The organism is Pseudomonas sp. PSB11, assembly GCF_014596605.1.
GTDB classification, from domain to species: Bacteria; Pseudomonadota; Gammaproteobacteria; order Pseudomonadales; family Pseudomonadaceae; genus Aquipseudomonas; species Aquipseudomonas umsongensis.
This window is the reverse complement of sequence record NZ_NOIO01000023.1, coordinates 16,786-40,256: the sequence shown is the minus strand read 5'-3', so window position 1 is coordinate 40,256 and position 23,471 is coordinate 16,786. Positions and strand designations below refer to the sequence as shown.

Annotated in this window: 24 protein-coding genes; 12 read left to right on the top strand and 12 right to left on the bottom strand. The window is 58.5% G+C overall.

Annotated elements, in window-relative coordinates; genetic code table 11:
• Nucleotides 1-170: 170 nt before the first annotated feature.
• The 6 genes from hisB (at nt 171) to CGA21_RS22615 (ending at nt 4,053) form a co-directional block, all read left to right on the top strand.
• Nucleotides 171-764 carry an imidazoleglycerol-phosphate dehydratase HisB gene (hisB, locus tag CGA21_RS22640; RefSeq protein WP_007939452.1) on the top strand — a complete coding sequence of 198 codons (594 nt, stop codon included), beginning with the start codon at nt 171-173 and terminating at the stop codon, nt 762-764.
• On the top strand, nt 764-1,402 hold the full coding sequence (gene hisH, locus CGA21_RS22635) for an imidazole glycerol phosphate synthase subunit HisH (protein ID WP_020795738.1): 639 nt from the start codon (nt 764-766) through the stop codon (nt 1,400-1,402). The genes hisB and hisH overlap by 1 nt, the downstream gene beginning before the upstream one ends.
• Nucleotides 1,402-1,659, top strand: coding sequence for a DUF2164 domain-containing protein (locus tag CGA21_RS22630; RefSeq protein WP_020795737.1), 258 nt, complete (start codon nt 1,402-1,404; stop codon nt 1,657-1,659). Before hisH ends, CGA21_RS22630 begins: the two co-directional genes overlap by 1 nt.
• Before the next feature lie 42 nt (nt 1,660-1,701).
• Nucleotides 1,702-2,439: a 1-(5-phosphoribosyl)-5-[(5-phosphoribosylamino)methylideneamino]imidazole-4-carboxamide isomerase gene (hisA, locus tag CGA21_RS22625; protein WP_007972753.1), complete on the top strand. Its 738-nt coding sequence runs from the start codon at nt 1,702-1,704 to the stop codon at nt 2,437-2,439.
• Between the two features lie 9 nt (nt 2,440-2,448).
• A complete protein-coding gene (gene hisF / locus CGA21_RS22620; RefSeq protein ID WP_007897430.1) occupies nt 2,449-3,219 on the top strand; it encodes an imidazole glycerol phosphate synthase subunit HisF in 771 nt (256 codons plus the stop codon).
• A gap of 78 nt (nt 3,220-3,297) precedes the next feature.
• Nucleotides 3,298-4,053 (top strand): substrate-binding periplasmic protein, encoded by a 756-nt coding sequence (locus CGA21_RS22615; RefSeq protein WP_110751949.1) that lies wholly within the window; start codon nt 3,298-3,300, stop codon nt 4,051-4,053.
• Here CGA21_RS22615 and CGA21_RS22610 read toward each other — a convergent pair.
• The 5 genes from CGA21_RS22610 to gpmI form a co-directional block, all read right to left on the bottom strand.
• Complete coding sequence (locus tag CGA21_RS22610) at nt 4,034-5,347, bottom strand: Vps62-related protein (RefSeq protein WP_188265082.1); 1,314 nt, start codon at nt 5,345-5,347, stop codon at nt 4,034-4,036. The two genes, CGA21_RS22615 and CGA21_RS22610, sit on opposite strands and share 20 nt — an antisense overlap.
• A gap of 231 nt (nt 5,348-5,578) precedes the next feature.
• On the bottom strand, nt 5,579-6,361 hold the full coding sequence (locus tag CGA21_RS22605; protein ID WP_188265081.1) for a divergent polysaccharide deacetylase family protein: 783 nt from the start codon (nt 6,359-6,361) through the stop codon (nt 5,579-5,581).
• Nucleotide 6,362: 1 nt separating this feature from the next.
• Nucleotides 6,363-7,682, bottom strand: a complete 1,320-nt coding sequence (locus tag CGA21_RS22600; RefSeq protein ID WP_110751955.1) for a S41 family peptidase — start codon at nt 7,680-7,682, stop codon at nt 6,363-6,365.
• Between the two features lie 34 nt (nt 7,683-7,716).
• Entirely contained in the window at nt 7,717-9,012 is a 1,296-nt protein-coding gene (locus tag CGA21_RS22595) for a murein hydrolase activator EnvC family protein (RefSeq protein ID WP_110751957.1), read from the bottom strand.
• Between the two features lie 253 nt (nt 9,013-9,265).
• Nucleotides 9,266-10,795 carry a 2,3-bisphosphoglycerate-independent phosphoglycerate mutase gene (gene gpmI / locus CGA21_RS22590; RefSeq protein WP_110751959.1) on the bottom strand — a complete coding sequence of 510 codons (1,530 nt, stop codon included), beginning with the start codon at nt 10,793-10,795 and terminating at the stop codon, nt 9,266-9,268.
• A gap of 153 nt (nt 10,796-10,948) precedes the next feature.
• On the opposite strand from gpmI, the gene CGA21_RS22585 reads away from it, so the two are divergent.
• The 3 genes from CGA21_RS22585 to secB are packed head-to-tail and all read left to right on the top strand — an operon-like array spanning nt 10,949 to nt 12,146.
• Nucleotides 10,949-11,362, top strand: coding sequence for a rhodanese-like domain-containing protein (locus CGA21_RS22585; RefSeq protein ID WP_110751961.1), 414 nt, complete (start codon nt 10,949-10,951; stop codon nt 11,360-11,362).
• Between the two features lies 1 nt (nt 11,363).
• A complete protein-coding gene (grxC, locus tag CGA21_RS22580) occupies nt 11,364-11,618 on the top strand; it encodes a glutaredoxin 3 (RefSeq protein ID WP_008058538.1) in 255 nt (84 codons plus the stop codon).
• Nucleotides 11,619-11,660: 42 nt separating this feature from the next.
• Complete coding sequence (gene secB, locus CGA21_RS22575) at nt 11,661-12,146, top strand: protein-export chaperone SecB (RefSeq protein WP_008058540.1); 486 nt, start codon at nt 11,661-11,663, stop codon at nt 12,144-12,146.
• Nucleotides 12,147-12,277: 131 nt separating this feature from the next.
• Here the strand turns inward: secB and trmL are convergent, their stop codons facing one another.
• Nucleotides 12,278-12,733 carry a tRNA (uridine(34)/cytosine(34)/5-carboxymethylaminomethyluridine(34)-2'-O)-methyltransferase TrmL gene (gene trmL, locus CGA21_RS22570; RefSeq protein WP_110751963.1) on the bottom strand — a complete coding sequence of 152 codons (456 nt, stop codon included), beginning with the start codon at nt 12,731-12,733 and terminating at the stop codon, nt 12,278-12,280.
• Here trmL and CGA21_RS22565 point away from each other — a divergent pair.
• A complete protein-coding gene (locus tag CGA21_RS22565) occupies nt 12,732-13,172 on the top strand; it encodes a hypothetical protein (RefSeq protein WP_033044422.1) in 441 nt (146 codons plus the stop codon). The genes trmL and CGA21_RS22565 overlap by 2 nt on opposite strands.
• A 585-nt stretch (nt 13,173-13,757) precedes the next feature.
• Here CGA21_RS22565 and ntrC read toward each other — a convergent pair.
• The 5 genes from ntrC to glnA form a co-directional block, all read right to left on the bottom strand.
• On the bottom strand, nt 13,758-15,194 hold the full coding sequence (gene ntrC, locus CGA21_RS22560) for a nitrogen regulation protein NR(I) (protein ID WP_188265080.1): 1,437 nt from the start codon (nt 15,192-15,194) through the stop codon (nt 13,758-13,760).
• Entirely contained in the window at nt 15,191-16,276 is a 1,086-nt protein-coding gene (glnL, locus tag CGA21_RS22555) for a nitrogen regulation protein NR(II) (RefSeq protein WP_020797424.1), read from the bottom strand. The genes ntrC and glnL overlap by 4 nt, the downstream gene beginning before the upstream one ends.
• Before the next feature lie 248 nt (nt 16,277-16,524).
• Nucleotides 16,525-17,040, bottom strand: a complete 516-nt coding sequence (locus CGA21_RS22550) for a DUF4124 domain-containing protein (protein WP_188265079.1) — start codon at nt 17,038-17,040, stop codon at nt 16,525-16,527.
• 26 nt (nt 17,041-17,066) lie between these two features.
• Complete coding sequence (locus CGA21_RS22545) at nt 17,067-17,489, bottom strand: cupin domain-containing protein (protein ID WP_188265078.1); 423 nt, start codon at nt 17,487-17,489, stop codon at nt 17,067-17,069.
• Nucleotides 17,490-17,665: 176 nt separating this feature from the next.
• Nucleotides 17,666-19,072, bottom strand: coding sequence for a type I glutamate--ammonia ligase (gene glnA, locus CGA21_RS22540; RefSeq protein ID WP_020797428.1), 1,407 nt, complete (start codon nt 19,070-19,072; stop codon nt 17,666-17,668).
• Between the two features lie 328 nt (nt 19,073-19,400).
• On the opposite strand from glnA, the gene thiI reads away from it, so the two are divergent.
• Together thiI and typA are read left to right on the top strand one after the other, a co-directional pair.
• The gene (gene thiI, locus CGA21_RS22535) at nt 19,401-20,855 is read left to right on the top strand and encodes a tRNA uracil 4-sulfurtransferase ThiI (RefSeq protein ID WP_020797429.1); all 1,455 of its coding nucleotides are present in this window, start codon (nt 19,401-19,403) and stop codon (nt 20,853-20,855) included.
• Nucleotides 20,856-20,994: 139 nt separating this feature from the next.
• Complete coding sequence (gene typA, locus CGA21_RS22530) at nt 20,995-22,815, top strand: translational GTPase TypA (protein WP_008058555.1); 1,821 nt, start codon at nt 20,995-20,997, stop codon at nt 22,813-22,815.
• Between the two features lie 119 nt (nt 22,816-22,934).
• Here typA and CGA21_RS22525 read toward each other — a convergent pair whose 3' ends face one another.
• Nucleotides 22,935-23,372, bottom strand: a complete 438-nt coding sequence (locus CGA21_RS22525; protein WP_008058557.1) for a YkgJ family cysteine cluster protein — start codon at nt 23,370-23,372, stop codon at nt 22,935-22,937.
• Nucleotides 23,373-23,471: the final 99 nt, after the last annotated feature.

Sequence of the window (23,471 nt, the reverse complement as noted above, 5' to 3'; positions counted from 1 at the left end):
AGCCCGCTCCCACATTTGTTTTGTGGTGCTTGAAATGGCTTGTATGGACATGTCTATCCCCGACGACCGGGGATTCACTCCGTCAGCGATATCACCTCCCGTGTTTCTGTTTCGCGCCCGCGCCCCTATAATGGTTGCCTTTTTCGCCCAATGATTTTGCGGAGCTGGTGATGGCCGAACGTATGGCGTCAGTCGAGCGCGACACTCTGGAAACCCAGATCAAAGCCTCGATCAACCTGGATGGCACCGGAAAGGCCCGATTTGATATCGGTGTACCTTTTCTTGAGCACATGCTGGACCAGATCGCCCGTCACGGGCTGATCGACCTGGATATCGTCAGCAAAGGCGACCTGCATATCGATGACCACCACACGGTGGAAGATGTCGGTATCACCCTGGGTCAGGCATTCACCAAAGCCATCGGCGACAAGAAAGGCATCCGTCGCTACGGCCACGCCTACGTGCCGCTCGATGAAGCGCTGTCGCGCGTGGTAATTGACTTCTCCGGCCGCCCAGGCCTGCAGATGCATGTGCCGTATACCCGCGCCACCGTCGGCGGTTTCGATGTTGACCTGTTCCAGGAGTTTTTCCAGGGCTTCGTCAACCACGCCAACGTTACCTTGCACATCGACAATCTGCGTGGGCACAACACCCACCACCAGATCGAAACCGTGTTCAAGGCTTTCGGTCGCGCCCTGCGCATGGCCGTGGAACTCGATGACCGCATGGCCGGGCAAATGCCATCGACCAAGGGCGTCCTGTAATGCAGACGGTCGCGGTTATCGATTACGGCATGGGCAACCTGCACTCGGTGGCCAAGGCCCTCGAGCACGTGGGGGCTGGCAAGGTCCTGATCACCAGCGATGCGAACGTGATTCGCGAAGCCGACCGGGTGGTTTTCCCCGGTGTTGGCGCGATCCGCGACTGCATGGCGGAGATCCGTCGACTGGGTTTCGATTCACTGGTACGTGAAGTCAGCCAGGATCGTCCGTTCCTCGGCATCTGCGTTGGCATGCAGGCCTTGCTCGAGCACAGCGAAGAGAACGACGGCGTCGACTGCATCGGCCTGTTCCCGGGCCAGGTGAAGTTCTTCGGCAAGGATCTTGTCGAGGATGGCGAACACCTGAAAGTCCCGCACATGGGCTGGAACGAAGTAAAGCAGAAGGTGAGTCACCCGCTGTGGCACGATATTCCAGACATGGCGCGGTTTTACTTCGTGCACAGCTACTACATCGCCGCCGGTAATGCGCGGCAGGTGGTCGGTGGCGGTCATTACGGGGTCGACTTTGCCGCAGCACTGGCCGAAGGCTCGCGTTTCGCCGTGCAGTTCCACCCGGAGAAAAGCCATACCCATGGCCTGCAGTTGCTGCAGAACTTCGCCGCGTGGGACGGTCGCTGGTAATGGCGGTCAAGAAGAAGCCGCCGATCCTGACCCTCACTCCTGAACAGGAGAGTGAGGCCAATCACAAGATCAAGCGCTTCATGGAGGATCGCTTCGAACTGGACCTGGGTTCGTTCGAAGCGGCCGAAATCCTTGAGCTGTTTACCCGCGAAATTGCTCCGCACTATTACAACAGGGCGATATTCGATGTGCAGGCGCACCTCAAGGAGAGGTTCGAAAGCATCGAAAGCGACCTGTGGGCGCTCGAGAAAAACTGATTTCCGAGCCAAGCTGAACATTCAAATTTGAAGGTTTGCCAGATGCTGATTATTCCCGCTATCGATCTTAAAGACGGTGCCTGTGTTCGTCTGCGCCAGGGCCGCATGGAAGATTCCACAGTGTTCTCCGATGACCCGGTGAGCATGGCTGCCAAGTGGGTGGAGGGCGGTTGCCGTCGTCTGCATCTGGTCGACCTGAACGGTGCGTTCGAAGGCCAGCCGGTCAACGGCGAAGTGGTCACCGCGATTGCCAAGCGCTACCCGAACCTGCCGATCCAGATCGGCGGTGGCATCCGTTCCCTGGAAACCATCGAACACTACGTGAAAGCGGGCGTGAGCTACGTGATCATCGGCACCAAGGCCGTGAAAGACCCGGCCTTCGTTGCCGAAGCCTGCCGCGCGTTCCCGGGCAAGGTCATTGTCGGCCTGGACGCCAAGGACGGTTTCGTCGCTACCGATGGCTGGGCTGAAATCAGCACCATCCAGGTGATCGACCTGGCCAAGCAATTTGAAGCCGACGGCGTGTCCGCCATCGTTTATACCGACATCGCCAAAGACGGCATGATGCAGGGTTGCAACGTGCCGTTCACCGCTGCGCTGGCGGCTGCCACGAAGATCCCGGTGATCGCTTCCGGCGGCATCCACAACCTGGGTGACATCAAGACCCTGCTTGACGCCAAGGCGCCGGGCATCATCGGTGCGATCACCGGTCGCGCGATTTATGAAGGCACCCTCGACGTCGCGGAAGCGCAAGCTTTCTGCGATTCGTACAAAGGCTGAGGACTGACCATGGCGCTGGCCAAACGCATCATCCCTTGCCTGGACGTGGACAACGGCCGGGTCGTCAAAGGTGTGAAGTTCGAGAACATCCGTGACGCGGGCGACCCGGTGGAGATCGCCCGTCGTTATGACGAGCAGGGTGCCGACGAGATTACTTTCCTCGACATCACTGCCAGCGTCGACGGTCGCGACACTACGCTGCATACCGTCGAGCGCATGGCCAGCCAGGTGTTTATCCCGCTGACCGTGGGCGGTGGCGTGCGCACCGTGCAGGATATTCGCAACTTGCTGAATGCCGGTGCGGACAAGGTCTCGATCAACACCGCTGCCGTGTTCAACCCGGAATTCGTCGGTGAAGCGGCGCAGCACTTCGGTTCGCAATGCATCGTGGTTGCCATTGATGCGAAGAAGGTCTCGGGACCTGGCGAAACCCCGCGCTGGGAAATCTTCACCCACGGCGGGCGCAAGCCAACCGGGCTCGACGCGGTCGAATGGGCGAAGAAGATGGAAGGCCTGGGTGCCGGTGAGATCCTCTTGACCAGCATGGACCAGGACGGCATGAAAAACGGCTTCGACCTGGGTGTCACCCGCGCCATCAGCGATGCATTGGGCATTCCGGTGATCGCTTCCGGTGGTGTCGGCAACCTGCAGCACCTGGCCGACGGCATTCTCGAGGGCCACGCCAGTGCAGTGTTGGCAGCGAGTATTTTCCACTTCGGTGAATACACCGTTCAAGAAGCCAAGGCCTATATGGCCCACCGCGGTATTGTGATGCGCTGAACAAACCGGTACAGGCCAGTGGACATCATGGCGGGCTCAGGGCACTCTTGAGTACGCCATGGATTTCGGTAGCCAGACATGTTTAAACGCATTCTTCTTGTTCTCGCCAGCGCTTCCTTGTTGCTCATCAGTAGCGCACGCGCCGCCGACAGCTCCACCACGGAACTGGTGTTGCTGACGGAAAACTTCCCGCCCTACAACATGGCCAAGAACGGCAAGAACTTCGCTCAGGACGAGAACATCAATGGTATCGCCGTGGACATCGTTCGCGAGATGTTCAAGCGCGCCAACGTCACCTATAGCCTGACCCTGCGTTTCCCCTGGGAGCGAGTCTACAAACTCGCGCTGGAAAACCCCGGTTACGGAGCATTCGTAATGGCCCGTTTGCCGGACCGCGAGCGGCTTTTCAAGTGGGTCGGGCCGATCGGTCCGGATGACTGGATCATGCTGGCCAAGGCTGACAGCAAAATCTCCCTCGAGAGCCTGGAGGACGCGCGCAAGTACAGGATTGGCGCGTACAAGGGCGATGCGATTGCCGAGACGCTCGCCAAGCAGGGCCTGAAGCCCATCGTGGTGCTACGTGATCAGGATAATGCGAAGAAGCTGGTCAGCGGACAGATCGACCTGTGGGCCACCGGCGACCCGGCCGGGCGCTATCTGGCGCGCCAGGACGGGGTAAACGGGCTGAAGACCGTGTTGCGTTTCAACAGCGCTGAACTGTACCTGGCGCTGAACAAAAACGTGCCGGACGAAACCGTGGCCAAGTTGCAGGCTGCGCTGGATCAGCTACGCAAAGATGGCATGGTCGACGAGATCATGGGGCGGTATCTGTAATCGCTGTCGAGTCGGTCGGCGGTTGAGGGGCAACCAACGGTGCGTTACCTCCAGGTGGGTATTCGGTGAAATGGAAACGGCCCCTGTCGGCATAAGAAAAATTGACTGCCGCTTCAGTGCCATCTTCGCGTAGCAGGTCGTAATGGCTCTGCAACTGATAAACAGCCACCATCTTGTTTGGTGGAACGATGGCCTCGACCGTTTCGGTTTTGGAATTGCTCCATCCACTGGACGACGTTTCATTGTGAATAAAACTCTCGCTTAGTTTGGCCGAGAAATTTACAGGCTGACCAGCGTCTGAAGTGCCGCTAGTCCATTCGGTTTGGACCTGGATGGATGTTTCGCGTATGAAAATCTGCAAGACGTTGCTGACCAGCACTCGTCCCGCTGTCCATTTGAACGCACTTTCCTCGTCACCCGTGTTATGGCTGTGCCCGATCAGTACGTAATGGTCCGTTCTGTTCAGGTAGTAGTAAGGTGATGTTCGAAATTGATCGATGGGGCGCAGTGCGATGTCTTTGACCGCGAACCAGGGAATCGTGGCAATTTGAGTGGCTTGGGAGGGTTCTAGAGACGAGGGTGATTCGAATCCCGAAAGCACTGGCGGCGTTGGCGCCGGATTGATCTTGAGGGGTATCTCCATACGCAATGAAAAAGCTTCAACGAGTATGGAAGATTGGTTGTCTTTCTTGAAGCCGATAAAGGTGCCTGGTGCAAAATAGATTTCTCCTGCTGCAGGAACCGGAGGCTCTACTTGATAGGCACTAAAGCTCTCCTCTGCGCCACTGTCCCAATTGTTCCAGATCGAATTGCCTACGCGCGAAGAAATGACCAGATCAGCCCGCACACAGCGTACTGCATGAAGTGGTGGTTTTTCGTCGCCACGGCTGCACACCACGCCCAGTGCAATATATCCATCAGGGGCGATAGGTCGCCACATTGCACCGCCCTGTTTTGAGTTTGAATCTCTCCAGAGTTGCTCATAGTCGTCCGGCGGACTGAGTGCTTTGGTTTGCGCAGAATCGCCACTCTGCAGGTCGCCCTCACAGACAACCGCTACCACTCTTTTGCCGTTGATGTCGCCGTCCTCGGACGCGATTACATCGCCCAGCGGAAAAAATCCAGGCAGTACGTCAGGTGCCGGCGCGGGACGCCAAAAATTGCCAGGGTTCGAAGCCGAGGTCTGCGTGGAAGTGATGCTGTGGAATTCCGTCGTAAAGTTGATCAGCAGGTTCTTGAATTTTATTGAAGTCATCTGTCGGGTGGGTAAGGCCACATTGCCATTCGTGTTCATAGTCAATCCTGAGAGTTCAAAGGGCTCGGGGGAGCCGCGATCTGTTCAGGTCTCACTATCCGGGCAGGGGCGAGGCAGCTGGCGGTAATTATTTATAGGACGTGATAAATAACTGGAGCTTTGTGTGATAGGAGTTCCTGCCGGCTGACGTCGCTCGACGGGCAGGTGCACTAGAGAATATGCCTGGGCCGCTGTGAAAGAAGGGCAGCGGCGGTGTGGCATCGAAGGTGTTCAGAAGGCTGAGGCGTTGAGATAGCGTCCGTTTTTGCCATGTGCAGGCGTCGCCTGATTGCCGCGCACACTGACCATCTGCTTGATATCAATCCACTCGATGCCCTGAGCCTTGAGCTTGGGCAGTTCACGCTCCAGTACCGCCAGCGTCTGCGGATACGGATGCCCGATCATCACCGCCGAACCCTGCTTTTGCGCAAGGCTGATTGCTGTCTGCAATTGGGTGAAAATTGCCGCTTCAGTGCGCTCATCATCCAGAAACACATCACGCGAAATACTCGCCAATCCAATCTTTTGCGCTTCGGCCGCCGCCACGGTCTGCGCACTGGTGCGACTGTCCAAGAAGAGCTTGTGCCGACGCTGCAGGTCAGCCATCAACCAGGCCATGGCCGGTCGCTGGGCAGTCATGCGGCTGCCCATGTGGTTGTTGATGCCGGCGGTGTAGGGTACGACCTTGAGCGCTGCGTTCAGGCGTTTCTCGAGCTCTTCGACAGGCAAGTCGGGATGCCAGGCGAACGGACCGGTGGCCGGGTCCATGGGCATGTGCAGGATGACGATTTTACCGGCACGATGGGCTTCGCGGGCGAATTCGGTGGCGTGAGGGGTATCAGGCATGATCGCCGCCGTCACCGGCCCCGGAAGGGCCAGCACCTGGCGATCCCGGGGCAGGTTTTGCCCCAGGTCATCGATGATCAGGCTGATGTAAGCCTTTTGAGGGGCGGGCGCAGCGTGAATAACACCCGCCAGGCAACACAACAGCCCCAGGACTACCCGCGCTAGCATCTCAGCGGCCGGATGTGATGCTCAGCCCTTTGAGCAGGCTCAGGGCCTGGGCCAGTTGGTAATCGTCGTCCTGCGGCATCGGCTTGGCCTTGCCGCCGGAACTGCTCGGTTTGTCGGCGCCACCGTTGCCGTTGCCCAAGTGACCTTGCAGGTCGGCTTCCTTGAAGTAGTCGCCGTCTTGCTCGTTGGTGATCTTGGCCTTGCGCACTTCGATGTCCGGGACGATGCCCTGGGCCTGGATCGAGCGGCCGTTTGGCGTGTAGTACAGCGCCGTGGTGATCTTCAGGGCACGGTCGTTGTTCAGTGGCAGCACGGTTTGCACCGAGCCTTTGCCGAAACTCGGCGTGCCCATGATCACCGCGCGCTTCTGGTCTTGCAGGGCGCCGGCGACGATTTCCGAGGCCGAGGCGCTGCCGCCATTGATCAGCGCGACCATTGGCACGGCTTCGCTTTCGTCCTTGCCGGTGGCAGAGAAACGCAGTTCGGAGTTGGCGATGCGACCCTTGGTGTAGACGATCAGGCCCTTGGTGATGAAATGGTCGACCACTTCGACCGCCGATTGCAGTACGCCGCCCGGGTTGTTGCGCAGGTCGAGGATGATGCCCTTGAGTTTCTTGCCGTTGTCTTTGCGCAGCTTCGCCAGGGCCTTGGACACTTCTTCGCCGGTCTTGACCTGGAATTGGGTGATGCGGATGTAGCCATAGCCGGATTCGAGCAGCTGGCTCTTCACGCTCTTCACCTGAATGATGGCGCGGGCGAGGGTCACATCGAACGGCGTGCCGCCGTCACGTACCAGGGTCAGGGTGATTTTCTGGCCGATCTTGCCGCGCATCTTGTCCACGGCTTCGGTCATGCTCTGTCCGCGGGTGGGTTGGCCGTTGATCTTGACGATGAAGTCGCCCGCCTGGATGCCAGCCTTGGAGGCCGGTGTGTCATCGATTGGCGACACCACTTTGATGAAGCCGTCCTCGGCGCCGACTTCGATGCCCAGGCCGCCGAATTCGCCACTGGTGCTTTCCTGCAGTTCAGCGAAGTCTTCAGGTCCCAGGTAGGCGGAGTGCGGGTCAAGGTTGCTGAGCATGCCCTTGATCGCGTTTTCCAGCAGGGTCTTGTCGTCTACCGGTTCGACATACGCGGCCTTGATCCGATCCATGACCTCGGCAAAGGTGCGCAACTCTTCCAGCGGCAGTGGCGCCTTGGTGGTCGCGGCAGTGCCCGCAGGCGCGACTGCCGGGGCCGGTTGAGCGGCAAACGCCAGAGGCGCGCCGATCACCAGGGCGATCGCCAGGGCCAGCGAGGTAAGGCGGGACAAATGCAGCATGTCGAACGAACTCCTAATGTAGGTGACTCAGCGCCTATCCTTGCGCGCGGCACCATTGCGCCGGATCACTCGGGTGACCCTGCTGACGAATAGCAAAGTACAGCGCTGGTGTGTCCTGCCCGCCACTGTTACCGACAGTGGAGATGGATTCACCGGCTTTTACCACGTCACCTGCAGACTTGAGCAACGTCTGGTTGTGACCATAAAGACTCAGGAAACCGTTGCCGTGGTCGAGAATCACCAGCAGCCCGGCGCCGCGCAGCCAGTCGGCGAACACCACTCGACCGCCATGCACCGCATGCACCGCACTGCCTGCAGAAGCGCTGATCATTACGCCGTCCCACTTGGTCCGGGCGTCGTCGCCACGGCTTTCACCGAAGCGCGCCAACAGTCGACCATCGACAGGCCATGGAAGTTTGCCGCGAGTTGAAGCAAATGCGCCGCCAAAGGTTTCGCCGGAACTGGAAACCAGTGGGCCGGGTGTCGATTTAACCGGTTTGCGTGGGGCATCGTCGTTGGCATCTGCCAGCGCCTGGGCCTCACGTAAACGCTTTTTTTCGGCTTCCTGCTGGGCGATCAGCGCTTTTTGTCGCGCCTCTTCTGCCTCACGAGCCTGGCGGGCCAAGGTTTCCTCAATGGTTTTAAGGACTTTAGACAGGTCTGCCTGATCCTGCTCACGGGCTGCCAGTTTCTGGTCGCGAGCCTTCACGTCATCGTTGAGCCTGGCCAGGACTTGCTGGCGCTCCTGACGTACTTTCTCGAGCTCGCCACGCTGGGTTTCCAGGCTGCTTTGCTGCACCAGCAATTGCGCCTGCTGCAGGCCGATGTCTTTTTCGACATTGGCGAGCTGGCGCAGGGTTTCGTTGAAATTCTTCAACTGCTCCAGGCGAGCCTGGCTCAGGTAGTCGTAATAGGTGAGCGTGCGGGCGAACTTCTCTGGGTTCTGCTGGTTGAGCAGCAGTTTCAAGTATTCCTGCCGGCCGTTTTGATAAGCCGCGCGGGCCTGGATGGCAATCAGTCGCTGTTGTTCAGTGCGCGCGCTCTGGAGTTTTTTTTTCTCTGCATCGAGTCGTTGCAACTCGGTTTCGCTTTTCTTCAGCTCTTTTTGCAGGGCGTCGACCTGCTTCTCGAGCTTGCCCATCTCGGTTTCAGTGCCCTTGAGGTCTTTCTGCACGCCGGACTTTTCTTCCTGCAGCTTGCCCAGCAGTTTTTTCAACTCGGCAATGTCCTGACGCGTGGCGTCCAACTGTTGCTGGGTTTGCGCGCGCTCATCGGCGAAGGCCGGCTGGAGCAGGCATGTCAGGGCGAGGGCTATCAGGACGCGAAGCATAGAGGCGGGCGACACCAAAGAAAGGGACGTCCTAGTATGCCCGCCATGAGCAGCAAAAAAAATGCCCATTTCTGACTGTGTGATGACTGGAGCAAGTGCCAGACTGAATTCCATTTCGAAAACACCATAAACCACTGTGGGAGCGCGCTTGCTCGCGATTGCACTCTGTCATTCAACATTGATGTTGAATTTCACGACGCCATCGCGGGCAAGCCCGCTCCCACAGGGTTTTTCGGTGTTTGGGATATCCCGGTTACACCAGAATTGAAGTACCGGTCATTTCCGCCGGCTTCTCCAGGCCCAACAGCTTCAGCATGGTTGGCGCCACATCTGCCAGCACGCCGCCTTCGCGAACCTTCAGGTCACGCTTGCCGACATAGATGAACGGCACCGGTTCGGTGGTGTGCGCGGTGTGGGCCTGGCCGGTGGTTTCGTCGGACATCTGCTCGACGTTGCCATGGTCTGCGGTGATCAGCGCTTCGCCGCCGACTTTTTCCAGGGCATCGACGATGCGGCCGACGCACTGGTCAAGGCACTCAACAGCCTTGACCGCTGCCTCAAACACGCCGCTGTGGCCGACCATGTCGCCGTTGGCGTAGTTGACCACGATCACGTCGTAACGCTGGTTTTCGATGGCGTCGACGATGCGGTCGGTGACTTCAGGCGCGCTCATTTCCGGCTGCAAGTCATAGGTGGCGACTTTGGGCGACGGGATCAGGATGCGTTCTTCGCCCGGGAACGGTTCTTCTCGACCGCCAGAGAAGAAGAAGGTCACGTGGGCGTACTTCTCGGTTTCGGCGATACGCAGCTGGGTCTTGCCGTTTTTCGCCAGGTAGTCGCCCAGCACGTTTTCCAGGCTGCCGGCGGCAAAGGCCGAAGGTGCGGGAATGCTCGCGGCGTATTGGGTCAGCATGACGAAACCGGCCAGTTTTGGCTGACGGCTACGTGCAAATTCCTTGAAGTCGTCCTCGACGAAAACGCGGGTCAGCTCGCGGGCGCGATCGGCGCGGAAGTTCATGAACACCACGGCGTCGCCGTCTTCGACTTTCACCGGCTCGCCAATGGAAGTGGCCTTGACGAATTCATCGCTTTCGCCGCGCTCGTAAGCCGCTTGCAGGCCTTCCTGAGCGGTGGCGGCGTTGAATTCGCCCTGGCCTTCGACGATCAGGTTGTAGGCCTGGGAGACACGGTCCCAACGGTTGTCGCGATCCATGGCGAAATAACGACCGATGAGGCTGGCGATACGGCCTTTACCCAGGGCCTGGAAGGTAGCGTCCAGCAGTTCGATCGACGATTGCGCGCTTTTCGGCGGCGTATCGCGGCCGTCGAGGAAGGCGTGCAGGTAGATTTTCTCGGCGCCGCGCTTGGCGGCCAGTTCGGCCATGGCGACCAGGTGATCCTGGTGGCTGTGCACGCCGCCATCGGACAGCAGGCCCATGAAGTGCACGGCCTTCCCGGCAGCGACGGCTTTGTCCACCGCGGCACAGATGGTCGGGTTCTCGAAGAACTCGCCGTCGCGGATCGATTTGGTCACACGGGTGAAGTCCTGATACACCACGCGGCCGGCACCGAGGTTCATGTGGCCGACTTCGGAGTTGCCCATCTGGCCGTCCGGCAGGCCGACGTCCATGCCGCTGCCTGAAATCAGGCCATTGGGCACGGTGGCCCACAAACGGTCCAGTACGGGCTTCTTCGCCGCAAAGATGGCGTTGGATTCAGGGCTCTCACTGTGACCGAAGCCGTCGAGAATAATCAGGACCAAAGGTTTAGGCGTGGTAGTCATGGAGTCCACTCGTGGCTGAGATAAAAGAGGGCGATGGAAAAGGGAGTGGCAGTTTAAAGCGAAGTTCCGGCCACGTCACCGCCGGACGGGGTTTGGCCCACCATAGTGGCTGTGTATACTGGCCGACATTTTAACGCCCTGGAACCTCCTTCGATGGTTGCTCACCTGATTGAATTTGCCACTAACCACTACATCCTCGTCGGTATCTTCGTCGTACTGCTGGCGTTGCTGATTGCCTATCAGATGCAGGGCGGCGGTCGTAGCCTGAGCACTGGCGAATTGACTGGCCTGGTCAACAAAGACGCGGGCGTGGTAATCGACATTCGTCCTGCCAAGGATTTCGCCGCCGGTCACATTGTTGGTGCATTGAACATTCCTCACGACAAACTGGCTGCCCGTGTTGCCGAGCTGGAAAAGCACAAGGCCAAGACCATCATTCTGGTCGATGCGATGGGCCAGACGGCCGGGACTCACGCTCGCGAACTGGTAAAGGCTGGCTTCACCGCTGCCAAACTGTCCGGTGGTGTTTCCAGCTGGAAAGCCGACAATCTGCCGCTGGTGAAGTGATATGAGCAACGTCGTCGTCTATTCCAGCGATTACTGCCCTTATTGCTCCCGAGCCAAATACCTGCTCGAGAACAAAGGCGTGGCCTTCGAAGAGATCAAGGTCGATGGCAAGCCGCAGGTGCGCGCCGCAATGGCTCAGAAGGCCGGGCGTACGTCCGTGCCGCAGATCTGGATCGGCAGCACCCACGTTGGCGGTTGTGATGATTTGTTTGCCCTGGAGCGCGCCGGCAAGCTCGACGCACTGCTCAAGGCCTGAATTCCATACCCTATAAAAGCCCAAGATCAGAAAGGATCTGAGATGACTGACCAACAGAACACTGCAGCTAGCGAAGAAGAAACCGCACCGCAATTCTCCTTGCAGCGCATCTACGTACGTGACTTGTCCTTCGAAGCCCCGAAAAGCCCGGCGATCTTCCGCCAGCAGTGGGAACCGAGTGTCGGTCTGGATCTCAATACCCGTCAAAAGGCGCTGGAAGGCGACTTCCATGAAGTTGTGCTGACCCTGTCGGTCACCGTGAAGAACGGTGAAGAAGTGGCATTCATCGCCGAAGTGCAACAGGCCGGTATCTTCCTGATCAAGAACCTGGACGACGCTTCGATGAGTCACACCCTGGGCGCGTTCTGCCCGAACATCCTGTTCCCGTACGCTCGCGAAGCGCTGGACAGCCTGGTGACCCGCGGCTCGTTCCCGGCCCTGATGCTGGCTCCGGTGAACTTCGATGCCTTGTACGCGCAAGAGCTGCAACGCATGCAAGCGGCGGGCGAGACTCCGACCGTTCAATAAGCGGTCTGAGTGTCGAAGCAAGTCCAATGTGGGAGCGGGCTTGCTCGCGAATGCGGTGTATCAGTCAAGATTGAAGTCGACTGACACACCGCATTCGCGAGCAAGCCCGCTCCCACATTTGTTATGTGGTGTTATTTGAAGTCGTTCTGCCGCCAGGCTTCGTACACGGCGACGGCCACGGTGTTGGACAGGTTCAAGCTACGACAGCCTTCGCGCATCGGCAGGCGCAGGCGTTGTTCAGCGGGCAAAGCGTCGAGCACCTCGGCTGGCAGGCCGCGGCTTTCCGGACCGAACAGGAAGGCGTCACCAGGGGCGAAGCTGGCGTCGTGAAACGGCCGCGAGCCCTTTGTGGTGAAGGCGAACAAGCGCGGATGACCGAGGCTTTCCAGGCAGCTGGCCAGGTCCGCGTGACGTTGCAAGGTGGCATACTCGTGGTAGTCGAGGCCCGCCCGGCGCAGGCGCTTGTCGTCCATCTCAAAGCCCAGCGGTTCGATCAAATGCAGGTGGCAGCCACTGTTGGCGCACAGCCTGATAACGTTGCCGGTGTTCGGCGGAATTTCTGGTTGGAAAAGGATGACGTGAAACATGCACGGCTCCGAAGGTAGAGATGAGCGGCATTCTACGCCGCAAGCCGACCCTCGTTCGAAACTATTCCCGCGTGTGATGGCTTCACTGGCCATTGTGGGGGTAATGGTGGGGTTGATGATTGGTCGTCTGACCACTCCAGACCCCAGCGAATTGCAACAGATCGAAGTGACCAGCGACGGGTTGGTGGTGTGGTTCAACAATGAGCCCAAGACCCACGGCGAGATCGTGGAAGGCAGTGTTGCGTTGTTGTTCGAAGCTCAAGGCAAGGCGCAAAAAGGCCAGCTCAAGCTCAACGGCAAGGATGTGAACTGGCGGGTGCGCTTGAGTGACGGGGGATTGTTGTTGACGCTGGTGGCGGCCCGTCCCCTGCAGGGTGAGTGGGCCGGTAGCGAGGTCGATGACCGCTGGCGGCTGGAGATCCATCTCCGGGAGCAATAAAAGAGGGAATCCCCGGCCTGCCTGTACCAAGGTCCCCAAAACGGGAGGGCTCGCGCATTGCGCTTGAGCCCGGTGTAAAGAGGGAATCCCCGGCCTGCCTGTACCAAGGACCCCAAAACTGGGGGCTCGTCGCTTGTGCGGTATGAGCCCGGTGTAAAGAGGGGAATCCCCGGCCTGCCTGTACCAAGGTCCCCGAAACTGGGTGGTGATCTGCATCACTGATGAGACTATTGCAGGGGGCGTGCCAGGTTTTAACAAGTTGAAACAGAAAGTCGCGTAGTAAAGCTGAAAGCCCCGTAATCCGGGGCTTTCATGTTTCTTCAATAGGGGGTCGATTACGAACGGAGGCAGGATTTCGGAGCCGTTGCCGTGCGCGATTGCGGTTCACGGTGCCTTCCGGCGGTGCACTGAGCTTCAAATGTGGGAGCGGGCTTGCTCGCGAAGGCGGTGCGTCAGTCAAGATTGAAGTCGACTGACACACCGCCTTCGCGAGCAAGCCCGCTCCCACAAGGGATCCTGTGCTAACCACAAAAATATGGCTTGCCCGCGATTGGATCTAAAGCGCGACGATACCTTTAAGGCTGTTTAGGCTTCATCCCCCTCATCATCATCCCCACCATCAACCTTCATCCCCAATTCCTTGATCTTGCGAGTCAGGGTGTTTCGCCCCCATCCCAGCAATACAGCGGCATCGCGCCGGCGGCCGGCGGTGTGCTTGAGGGCAGTTTCGATCATGATCCGCTCGAAAGTCGGTACGGCGCTGTCCAGCAGGCTGGATTGACCGCGAGCCAGTGCCTGGTCGGCCCACTGGCGTAGCGCCTGTTCCCAGTTGGTCACCGGGGCCGAGTCCTGCGGCAGGCTCAGCAACTCCGGAGGCAGATCGCCGATATGGACTTCGCGACCCGAGGCCATCACGGTGATCCAGCGGCAAGTGTTCTCCAGTTGGCGAACGTTGCCCGGCCATGGCAGGTTTTTCAGATACTCCTCGGTTTCGTTTTTCAGCAGCTTCGGCTCGACCGCCAGTTCCTGCGCTGCACGGCTGAGGAAGTGCTTGGCCAGGGTCGGGATGTCTTCGCGTCGGTCCGACAGGCGCGGTATGTGGATGCGGATCACGTTGAGACGGTGGAACAAGTCTTCACGGAATTTCCCGGCATTCACCAGGGTTTCCAGGTTCTGGTGCGTGGCGGCGATGATCCGCACATCGACTTTGACCGGGACGTGACCACCGACGCGGTAAAACTCGCCATCGGCCAGGACCCGCAGCAAACGAGTCTGGGTGTCGGCCGGCATGTCGCCGATTTCATCGAGGAACAGCGTGCCACCGTCCGCCTGTTCGAATCGCCCGCGGCGCAGGTTGGCGGCGCCGGTGAACGCGCCTTTTTCATGGCCGAACAACTCGGATTCCATCAGGTCCTTGGGGATCGCTGCCATGTTCAGTGCAATGAATGGCGAAGCGGCGCGCGGGCTGTGGCGATGCAGGGCGTGCGCCACCAGTTCTTTACCGGTGCCGGATTCGCCGTTGATCAGCACGGTGATGTTGGAGTGGCTCAAGCGCCCGATGGCGCGAAACACTTCCTGCATCGCGGGTGCTTCGCCGATGATTTCCGGGGTGCGGGTCAGTGCGACCGGGACTTCCAGGCCTTGTTGTTCCTGAGCGTGCTGGTTGGCGCGCTTGACCAGGGAAACCGCTTCGTCGACATCGAACGGCTTGGGCAGGTATTCAAACGCGCCGCCTTGATAGGACGCGACAGCGCTATCCAGATCGGAGTGCGCGGTCATGATGATCACTGGCAGCCGTGGGTGTTGCTCGCGAATCCGCGCCAGAAGGTCCAGGCCGCTGGCGCCGGGCATGCGGATGTCGGAGATGATCACGTCGGGCTGCTGGCGCGCCAGTCGGCTCATCACGCCATCGGCGCTGTCGAAGCTTTGCGTGGTCATGCCTTCCTGCTGCAAGGCTTTTTCCAGGACCCAACGGATAGAACGGTCGTCATCGACGATCCACACGGTTTCACTACGGCTCATGTCGATGTGGCTCCTTGTTCCAGTGGCAGAAAGATCGAGAATGTGGTGTGGCCGGGGTGGCTGTCACATTCGATCAAGCCCTGGTGCTGGCTGATGATGTTCTGGGTAATGGCCAGGCCCAGCCCGGTACCGTCCGGACGGCCGCTGACCATGGGGAAAAAGATGGTTTCCTGAAGGTCCGCAGGAATGCCCGGGCCGTTGTCGATGATTTCGATCTTGGTCACCAGGCGGTGGCGCACGTGGCCAATGGTGAACTGGCGCATGGCGCGGGTGCGCAGGCTGATGCGGCCCAGGCGCAGCTCATTCTGGCTGCTGATGGCCTGCATCGCATTGCGCACGATGTTCAGCACGGCCTGGATCATTTGTTCACGATCGATCAGGACGTCCGGAATGCTCGGATCGTAGTCGCGCACCAACGTGATGCAGCCCTGGCTCTCGGCCTCGACCAAATGGCAGACGCGTTCCAGCACTTCGTGAATGTTGCACATGGCCAGTGATGGCAGCTTGTTCGAGCCGAGCATGCGATCGACCAGATTGCGCAAGCGGTCGGCCTCTTCGATGATGACGTTGGTGTAGTCACGCAGGCTTTCTTCCGGCAGTTCGCGGGCCAGCAGCTGTGCCGCGCCGCGAATACCGCCCAGCGGATTCTTGATTTCATGGGCCAGGCCCCGTACCAGCATCTTGCTGGTTTCCTGCTTCGACAGCTGGGCCTCTTCCTTGGTGATGCGCAGCAAGCGGTCGCGGGGATGGACTTCGAGCAGAAGCAGAGTGTCGCCATTGCTCAGGATCGGTGTTACCGCGTAATCGACCGTCAGGGTCTGGCCGGTGAGGGCGGTGAGCATTGCTTCGCGTTTTGTGAACGGGTGCGCCTGCTGGACCGCCTGGCGCAAAGAGTTGAGCGCTTCGGTGGACTCGGTAAACAGCTCGCTGATGAACTGCCCATGGCTGCGCTGGCCGCTGATGGCCAGGAGCATCTCCGCCGCGGGGTTCATGTACTCAAGGCGCAACTCGGCGTTGAGCAGAATGGTGGCGGTGGTCAGGTTGTCGAGTAGCAAGCGGTGTAGTGCGTCGCTGATGGTCATTCAGGACCTCTTTTGGCGCATGAATAAAGAGCTGATGCGAGGAAAATGCAAAAACCAAACCAAGGCTCCGAAAAGAAGCGCTAAACCCCTGAAACAGGCGTTTGACGCTCGATTGCGTGGCGTTCTGCCAGCTTTCGCGGGAAGTTTCGAACCAAAATGGGCTGTGATTGGAACGCGGTGCAACCTATCGCACCAATATAGTGCGTAATCCTGTATGAGGTTAAAAGAAGCGAAACGCGCTCAGGCTTTCAACGCTTGTGCACCCGCTGCAAGGTAAAGGTCACGGTGGGACTTTGTTGTATCACCGTATCGCCGTCGATCACTTGAACGGCGAGCCTGTGCAGGCCGCGATCGATGTTTACCAGTTGAAGACTCGGAACGTTGCCTGGTTGGCCATAGGGTTGCTCGTCCAGTAACAACCTGAACAGATGCGAGCCTTGCAGGCGTGGTTTGATCAGCACGTTGACCGTGAAGGTGCCGTTGTTGGCGCGCAAGGCCCCTTCGTTGGGCAGGCCAGTCAGCTCAAGAATCTCGTAGGTGCTGTTTATCTGCTCGGGGTTGCCGATGGGGGCGGGCGCAGGAGGTTCGTTGGCCGGTTGACTATCGACGCTGTTAAGCGGGGGTAGATCAACCGTCTGGGCGCTAACACCATTGGGTGGTTGATTGCTGTAGGCCGTGTTGCCGGCAGCATCGGTGTATTTGTAGATTTGGGCCGTTGCAGGAAAGCCTGATAAAAGCCCCAGAAATAATAAGAATGGTCGCATTCAGGCTCCCTGCAAGCAGCGAAAAATTACTCTGACAAAGGAATGCCCTCGCTCCCAGCATAGAACACGATAAGTTCTACCGGTTCCTCGCCGGTGACTCCGCGGTGGGTGATATTGACCATTTCGGCCACCGCTTCGCCTTGTTTGACGCGTCGAACCTGGCCGCTTTCCTTGCTTTCTATCGTCAGCTCCCCGCTGAGGACATACGCCGCATTTGGCATGGCGTGGCGATGCCATGGAAGTTGCGTATTGGCCGGAATTTTCAATTTAAGCACCGAAAGTTGTGGTTCGGCGTAAGGGTAATGGGTGTAAGGCGTGCTGTCCCAGGAGGCGCTGCTTTGCAACAGGACTTTGCGTTCGATCGCTGCTGTGGACGCTGAGTTGCTACAGCCCTGTAGGGCAAGGGCGATGAGGGCGGTAAACAGGGGGGTGAGCACGGAAGGTTTCATGTTGCCGTCCTTTGAGTTCAAGACGGTACAGGCTACGGTTAGCCGATATTTTTTTAAGCCGGACGTTGCCGTGAATGCGCGGGGAAACATGGACTCCCTGCGTGAGAAGTTGCCTACAAAAAAAGGCCTCCCGAAGGAGGCCTCTTTGTCACGCCGCTTGCGCAGGCGCTACCGGATCAGCAGCTGTAGTACAGCTCATATTCCAGTGGGTGTACGAAGGTACGAACCTTGATTTCTTCTTCGCTTTTCAGGGCGATGTAGGCGTCGATGAAGTCGTCGCTGAAAACCCCGCCTTTGGTCAGGAACGCACGACCTTTGTCCAGCTCTTCCAGGGCTTCTTTCAGGCTGCCGCAAACTTGTGGGATCTCTTTCGCCTCTTCAGGCGGCAGGTCGTACAGGTTTTTGTCAGCTGCGTCGCCAGGGTGGATCTTGTTCTGGATGCCGTCCAGGCCAGCCATCATCAGTGCGGCGAAGCACAGGTATGGGTTGGCAGCCGGATCCGGGAAACGCGCTTCGATACGGCGGGCTTTCGGGCTCGACACGTAAGGAATACGGATCGAGGCGGAACGGTTACGGGCCGAGTAGGCCAGCATGACCGGAGCTTCGAAGCCTGGAACCAGACGCTTGTAGGAGTTGGTCGCCGGGTTGGTGAAGCCGTTCAGGGCCTTACCGTGCTTGATGATGCCGCCGATGAAGTACAGGGCGGTATCGGACAGGCCGGCATAACCTTCGCCTGCGAAGGTGTTCTTGCCATCTTTCCAGATGGACATGTGAACGTGCATACCCGAACCGTTGTCGCCGTACAGGGGCTTAGGCATGAAGGTAGCGGTGCGGCCGTAGGCATCGGCTACGTTGTGCACGACGTACTTCAGGGTTTGGGTTTCGTCGGCTTTCTTCACCAGGGTGTTGAACTTGACGCCGATTTCGTTCTGGCCGGCAGTTGCCACTTCGTGGTGGTGAACTTCGACGGTCAGGCCCATTTCTTCCAGTGCGTTGCACATGGAGGTACGGATTTCGTGGTCGTGGTCGAACGGTGGAACCGGGAAGTAGCCGCCCTTGACGCCTGGACGGTGACCTTTGTTACCGCCTTCGATGTCCTGGTCAGACATCCACGAACCTTGTTCGGAGTAGATCTTGAACATGGAACCGGAAATGTCGGACTTGAACTTCACCTGGTCGAAGATGAAGAACTCTGGCTCCGGGCCGCAGAATACGGTGTCGCCAATGCCGGAGGCTTTCAGGTGTTCTTCAGCGCGCTTGGCGATCGCACGTGGGTCGCGATCGTAGCCTTGCATGCTCGAAGGATCGACGATGTCGCAGGTCAGGATCAGGGTTGGCTCTTCGGTGAACGGGTCCAGTACGGCAGTGCTGTCGTCCGGCATGAGGATCATGTCGGAAGCTTCAATGCCTTTCCAGCCAGCGATGGAGGAGCCGTCGAACATCTTGCCGACTTCGAAGAAGTCTTCATCCAGACCGTCGCGAGCCGGCATGGTCACGTGGTGCTGAGTGCCCTTGGTGTCTGTGAAGCGCAGATCAATCCACTTGACGTCATGATCTTTGATGAGTTGAACCGACTTCGACATAGTGTCCTCCGGGTGGATTAGGGCTGGTAGTGGATGCCCTTAGATGTTTGTGATGCCGGCGCGAATACTCTGCCAAGGCAACCTGCCTCACAAGGGAGCAAATTGCATGCCAGTGCCCCACCATGGGTTTTTTGCCCCAATTTCACGCTTGTAAGGCGGTTAAGCACCTTAATGCGGAAAATATCGCCCTACAATGTGGCGCTTATTTCAATAAATGACCTGTTTTGGTGCGTGCAAAACCTTCTGCACATTAACTGGTTAAACCTTGAGCAATTTCCGCTATAATCCGCGCCCCCCTTTTTCGGCAGGCCTCGCGCGCGCTGTTTCCATGAAATTAATCGTAAAAGTCTTTCCAGAGATCACCATCAAGAGCCGCCCGGTACGGATGCGTTTTATCCGCCAGTTGGCCAAGAACATCCGTGCCGTGCTCCGCGATCTGGACCCGGCTGTGGTGGTGAACGGCGTGTGGGACAATCTCGAGCTGGAGACCCGCGTCAGCGAGCCCAAGGCCCTGAAGGAGATGGGCGAGCGCCTGAGCTGCATGCCGGGCATTGCGCATTTCCTGCAAATCGACGAGTACCCGTTGGGTGACTTCGATGACATCGTCGAGAAGTGCAAGCAGCACTACGGTGATGCGCTGGCCGGGAAGATTTTTTCGGTGCGTTGCAAGCGCGCCGGCAAGCACCCGTTCAGCTCGATTGACATCGAGAAATATGTCGGCAGCCAGTTGCGTCGACAGTGCGGTGCCGCCGGGATTGACCTGAAAAAGCCTGAAATCGAAGTGCGCATCGAAGTTCGCGACCAACGGTTGTTCGTGATCCACAGCCAGCACAACGGTATCGGCGGATATCCGCTGGGTGCGCTGGAGCAGACGCTGGTGCTGATGTCCGGCGGCTTCGATTCCACTGTCGCCGCCTACCAGATCATGCGCCGCGGCCTGATGGCGCATTTCTGCTTCTTCAACCTGGGCGGGCGTGCCCACGAATTGGGCGTCATGGAAGTCGCGCATTTCATCTGGAAGAAGTACGGCAGCTCGCAACGCGTGTTATTTGTCAGTGTGCCGTTCGAAGAAGTGCTGGGAGAAATTCTCGGCAAAGTCGATAACAGTCATATGGGCGTAGTATTGAAGCGTATGATGTTGCGCGCTTCCTCCCAAATTGCCGATCGACTGCACATCGACGCGCTGGTCACCGGAGAGGCGATCTCCCAGGTATCGAGCCAGACCCTGCCGAACCTGTCCGTGATCGACTGCGTGACCGACAAGCTGGTCTTGCGTCCGCTGATCGCCAGCCACAAGCAGGACATCATCGACCTGGCCAACGAAATCGGCACCGCCGACTTCGCCAGGCACATGCCGGAGTACTGCGGGGTCATCTCGGTGAACCCCAAGACTGCTGCCAAGCGCCATCGCGTGGAGCACGAAGAGAAAGAATTCGACATGGCAGTCCTTGAGCGTGCGCTCGAGAACGCCAAACTGGTACCGATCGATCGCGTGATCGACGAATTGGGCCAGGACCTGCAAATTGAAGAAGTCAGCGAAGCGCTGGCCGGTCAGATCGTGATCGACATCCGTCACCCGGATGCCGCTGAAGATGACCCGCTGGACCTTGCTGGCATCGAGGTACAAACGATGCCGTTTTATGCACTGAACGCTCGTTTCAAGGAACTGGACCCTACTCGCCAGTACCTGCTTTATTGCGACAAAGGCGTGATGAGTCGCCTGCATGCCCACCATTTGCTCAGTGAGGGACATGCCAATGTGCGCGTTTATCGACCGAGCTAAGTGCCCGGGGCTGTTTGCCTGTGGCTTGCGTCACCGGCCCCCCGACGCCGCCGTCAAGCTGTAACGGCAAGGCCTGACTCTACTGTAAATCGCTGCCAAGACTTGTCAGCGCACCGAATCCTCTGATCGAGATACACAAGTGATCGAAAATCTACGTAACATCGCCATCATTGCTCACGTTGACCATGGTAAAACCACCCTGGTAGACAAACTCCTGCGTCAATCCGGCACCCTGGAGCGCAACGAGCTCAACGACGAGCGCGTGATGGACTCCAACGACCAGGAGAAAGAGCGCGGTATTACCATTCTGGCGAAAAACACCGCCATCAACTGGAACGGCTACCACATCAACATCGTGGACACCCCGGGCCACGCCGACTTCGGCGGCGAAGTAGAACGCGTAATGTCGATGGTCGACTCCGTTCTGCTGCTGGTTGACGCTCAAGACGGCCCTATGCCGCAAACTCGTTTCGTGACCAAGAAGGCTTTCGAAGCCGGCCTGCGTCCGATCGTGTGCATCAACAAGGTTGACCGTCCAGGCGCGCGTCCGGATTGGGTTCTGGACCAGATCTTCGACCTGTTCGACAACCTGGGTGCCACCGAAGAACAGCTGGACTTCAAAGTCGTCTACGCCTCGGCCCTGAACGGTATTGCCGGTCTGGACCACAACGAAATGGCTGAAGACATGACCCCGCTGTACCAGTCGATCGTCGACAACGTACCAGCGCCGGCTGTAGACCGTGACGGTCCGTTCCAGATGCAGATCTCCGCACTGGACTACAACAGCTTCCTGGGTGTTATCGGTGTTGGCCGTATCGCTCGTGGTCGCGTCAAGCCGAACACCCCGGTTGTGGCTATCGGCGCCGACGGCAAGAAGCGTAACGGTCGTATCCTGAAGCTGATGGGTCACCACGGTCTGCACCGTGTAGACGTTGAAGAAGCTGCTGCAGGCGACATCGTGTGCATCAGCGGTATGGAATCGCTGTTCATCTCCGACACCCTGTGCACCCCGGACAATGTCGAAGCGATGAAGCCGTTGACCGTCGACGAGCCAACCGTTTCCATGACCTTCCAGGTAAACGACTCGCCATTCTGCGGTAAAGAAGGCAAGTTCGTGACTTCCCGTAACATCAAGGAACGTCTGGACAAAGAGCTGCTGTACAACGTTGCACTGCGCGTTGAAGAAGGCGACTCGGCTGACAAGTTCAAGGTATCGGGCCGTGGCGAACTGCACCTCTCGGTTCTGATCGAAACCATGCGTCGCGAAGGTTTCGAAATGGCTGTAGGCCGTCCGGAAGTGATCATCCGTCTGGTTGACGGCGTGAAGCACGAACCGTACGAAAACGTCACCATCGACCTGCCGGAAGAATCCCAAGGCAAGGTGATGGAAGAGATGGGCCTGCGTAAGGGCGACCTGACCAACATGGTGCCGGATGGCAAGGGCCGTGTGCGTCTGGAATACAACATCCCTGCTCGTGGTCTGATCGGTTTCCGTAACCAGTTCCTGACCCTGACCAACGGTGCTGGCATCCTGACCTCGATCTTCGACCGTTACGACGTGATGAAGTCCGGCGACATGTCCGGCCGTCAGAACGGCGTTCTGGTTTCGGTTGAAACCGGCAAGGCACTGACCTACTCCCTGGAAACCCTGCAGGCGCGTGGCAAGCTGTTCGTTGAACACGGTCAGGAAATCTACAACGGTCAGATCGTTGGTCTGAACAGCCGTGACAACGACCTGGGCGTCAACCCTACCAAGGGCAAGAAGCTCGACAACATGCGTGCTTCGGGTAAAGACGAAACCATCGCCCTGGTTCCACCTGTTCGCTTCACCCTGGAACAGGCCCTGGAATTCATCCAGGACGACGAGCTGTGCGAAGTGACGCCTAAGTCCATCCGTCTTCGCAAGAAGATCCTGGACGAAAGCGAGCGTACCCGCGCTGCCAAGAAAGCCAAGGCATAAGATTTAGCCCAGGCTGAACGAAAACGCCCCCGGTCGAGAGATCGGGGGCGTTTTTGTTTGTCTGCGATTTGTGCTGTGCCAGGTTGATCGTTCCCACGCGGAGCGTGTGAACGATCAGATCAGAACCGCTCGATACTCCGGGAATTGGTTTCACGCACCACTTCCTTGGGCTTGTACGCGCAATACCCCGGCCGCGGGCCGATTTTCGGGTGGTTGCGGCATGTATCCGGGCGCTTTTCATAAATAGTGCACAGACGGCTCTTACGATCCAGATAAAGGCAATCGTTGTTGCTCATGCGCTGGAGGGTGAAGATCTCGGACTTCTGGTTATAGCGCTCGACGATCCCTTCCTTCTGCAGGCGCTTGGCGATGTTCTTTGGCGGGTCGCCGCGTTCGAACTCGTCGACGATGCCGATGCGGATCAGGTCCTTGATCTTGACCTCGACCGGCAGGGTGCAGCAGCTCGATAGGCAGGAGCCGCACATTGGGGCAGAGTACTTGGCCCAGGTGTCGAGTCGGTCGATCTCCGCGGCGGCGATCAGGTTGGGCTTCATCATCGGTTGTTACCAGCGTGTGCATCAGGGCGCGCGATCATACCGGGACTGGTGGATTTTTGAACAACCTTTCGCCAGTTTTTTTTCATGGGCATCCACGCA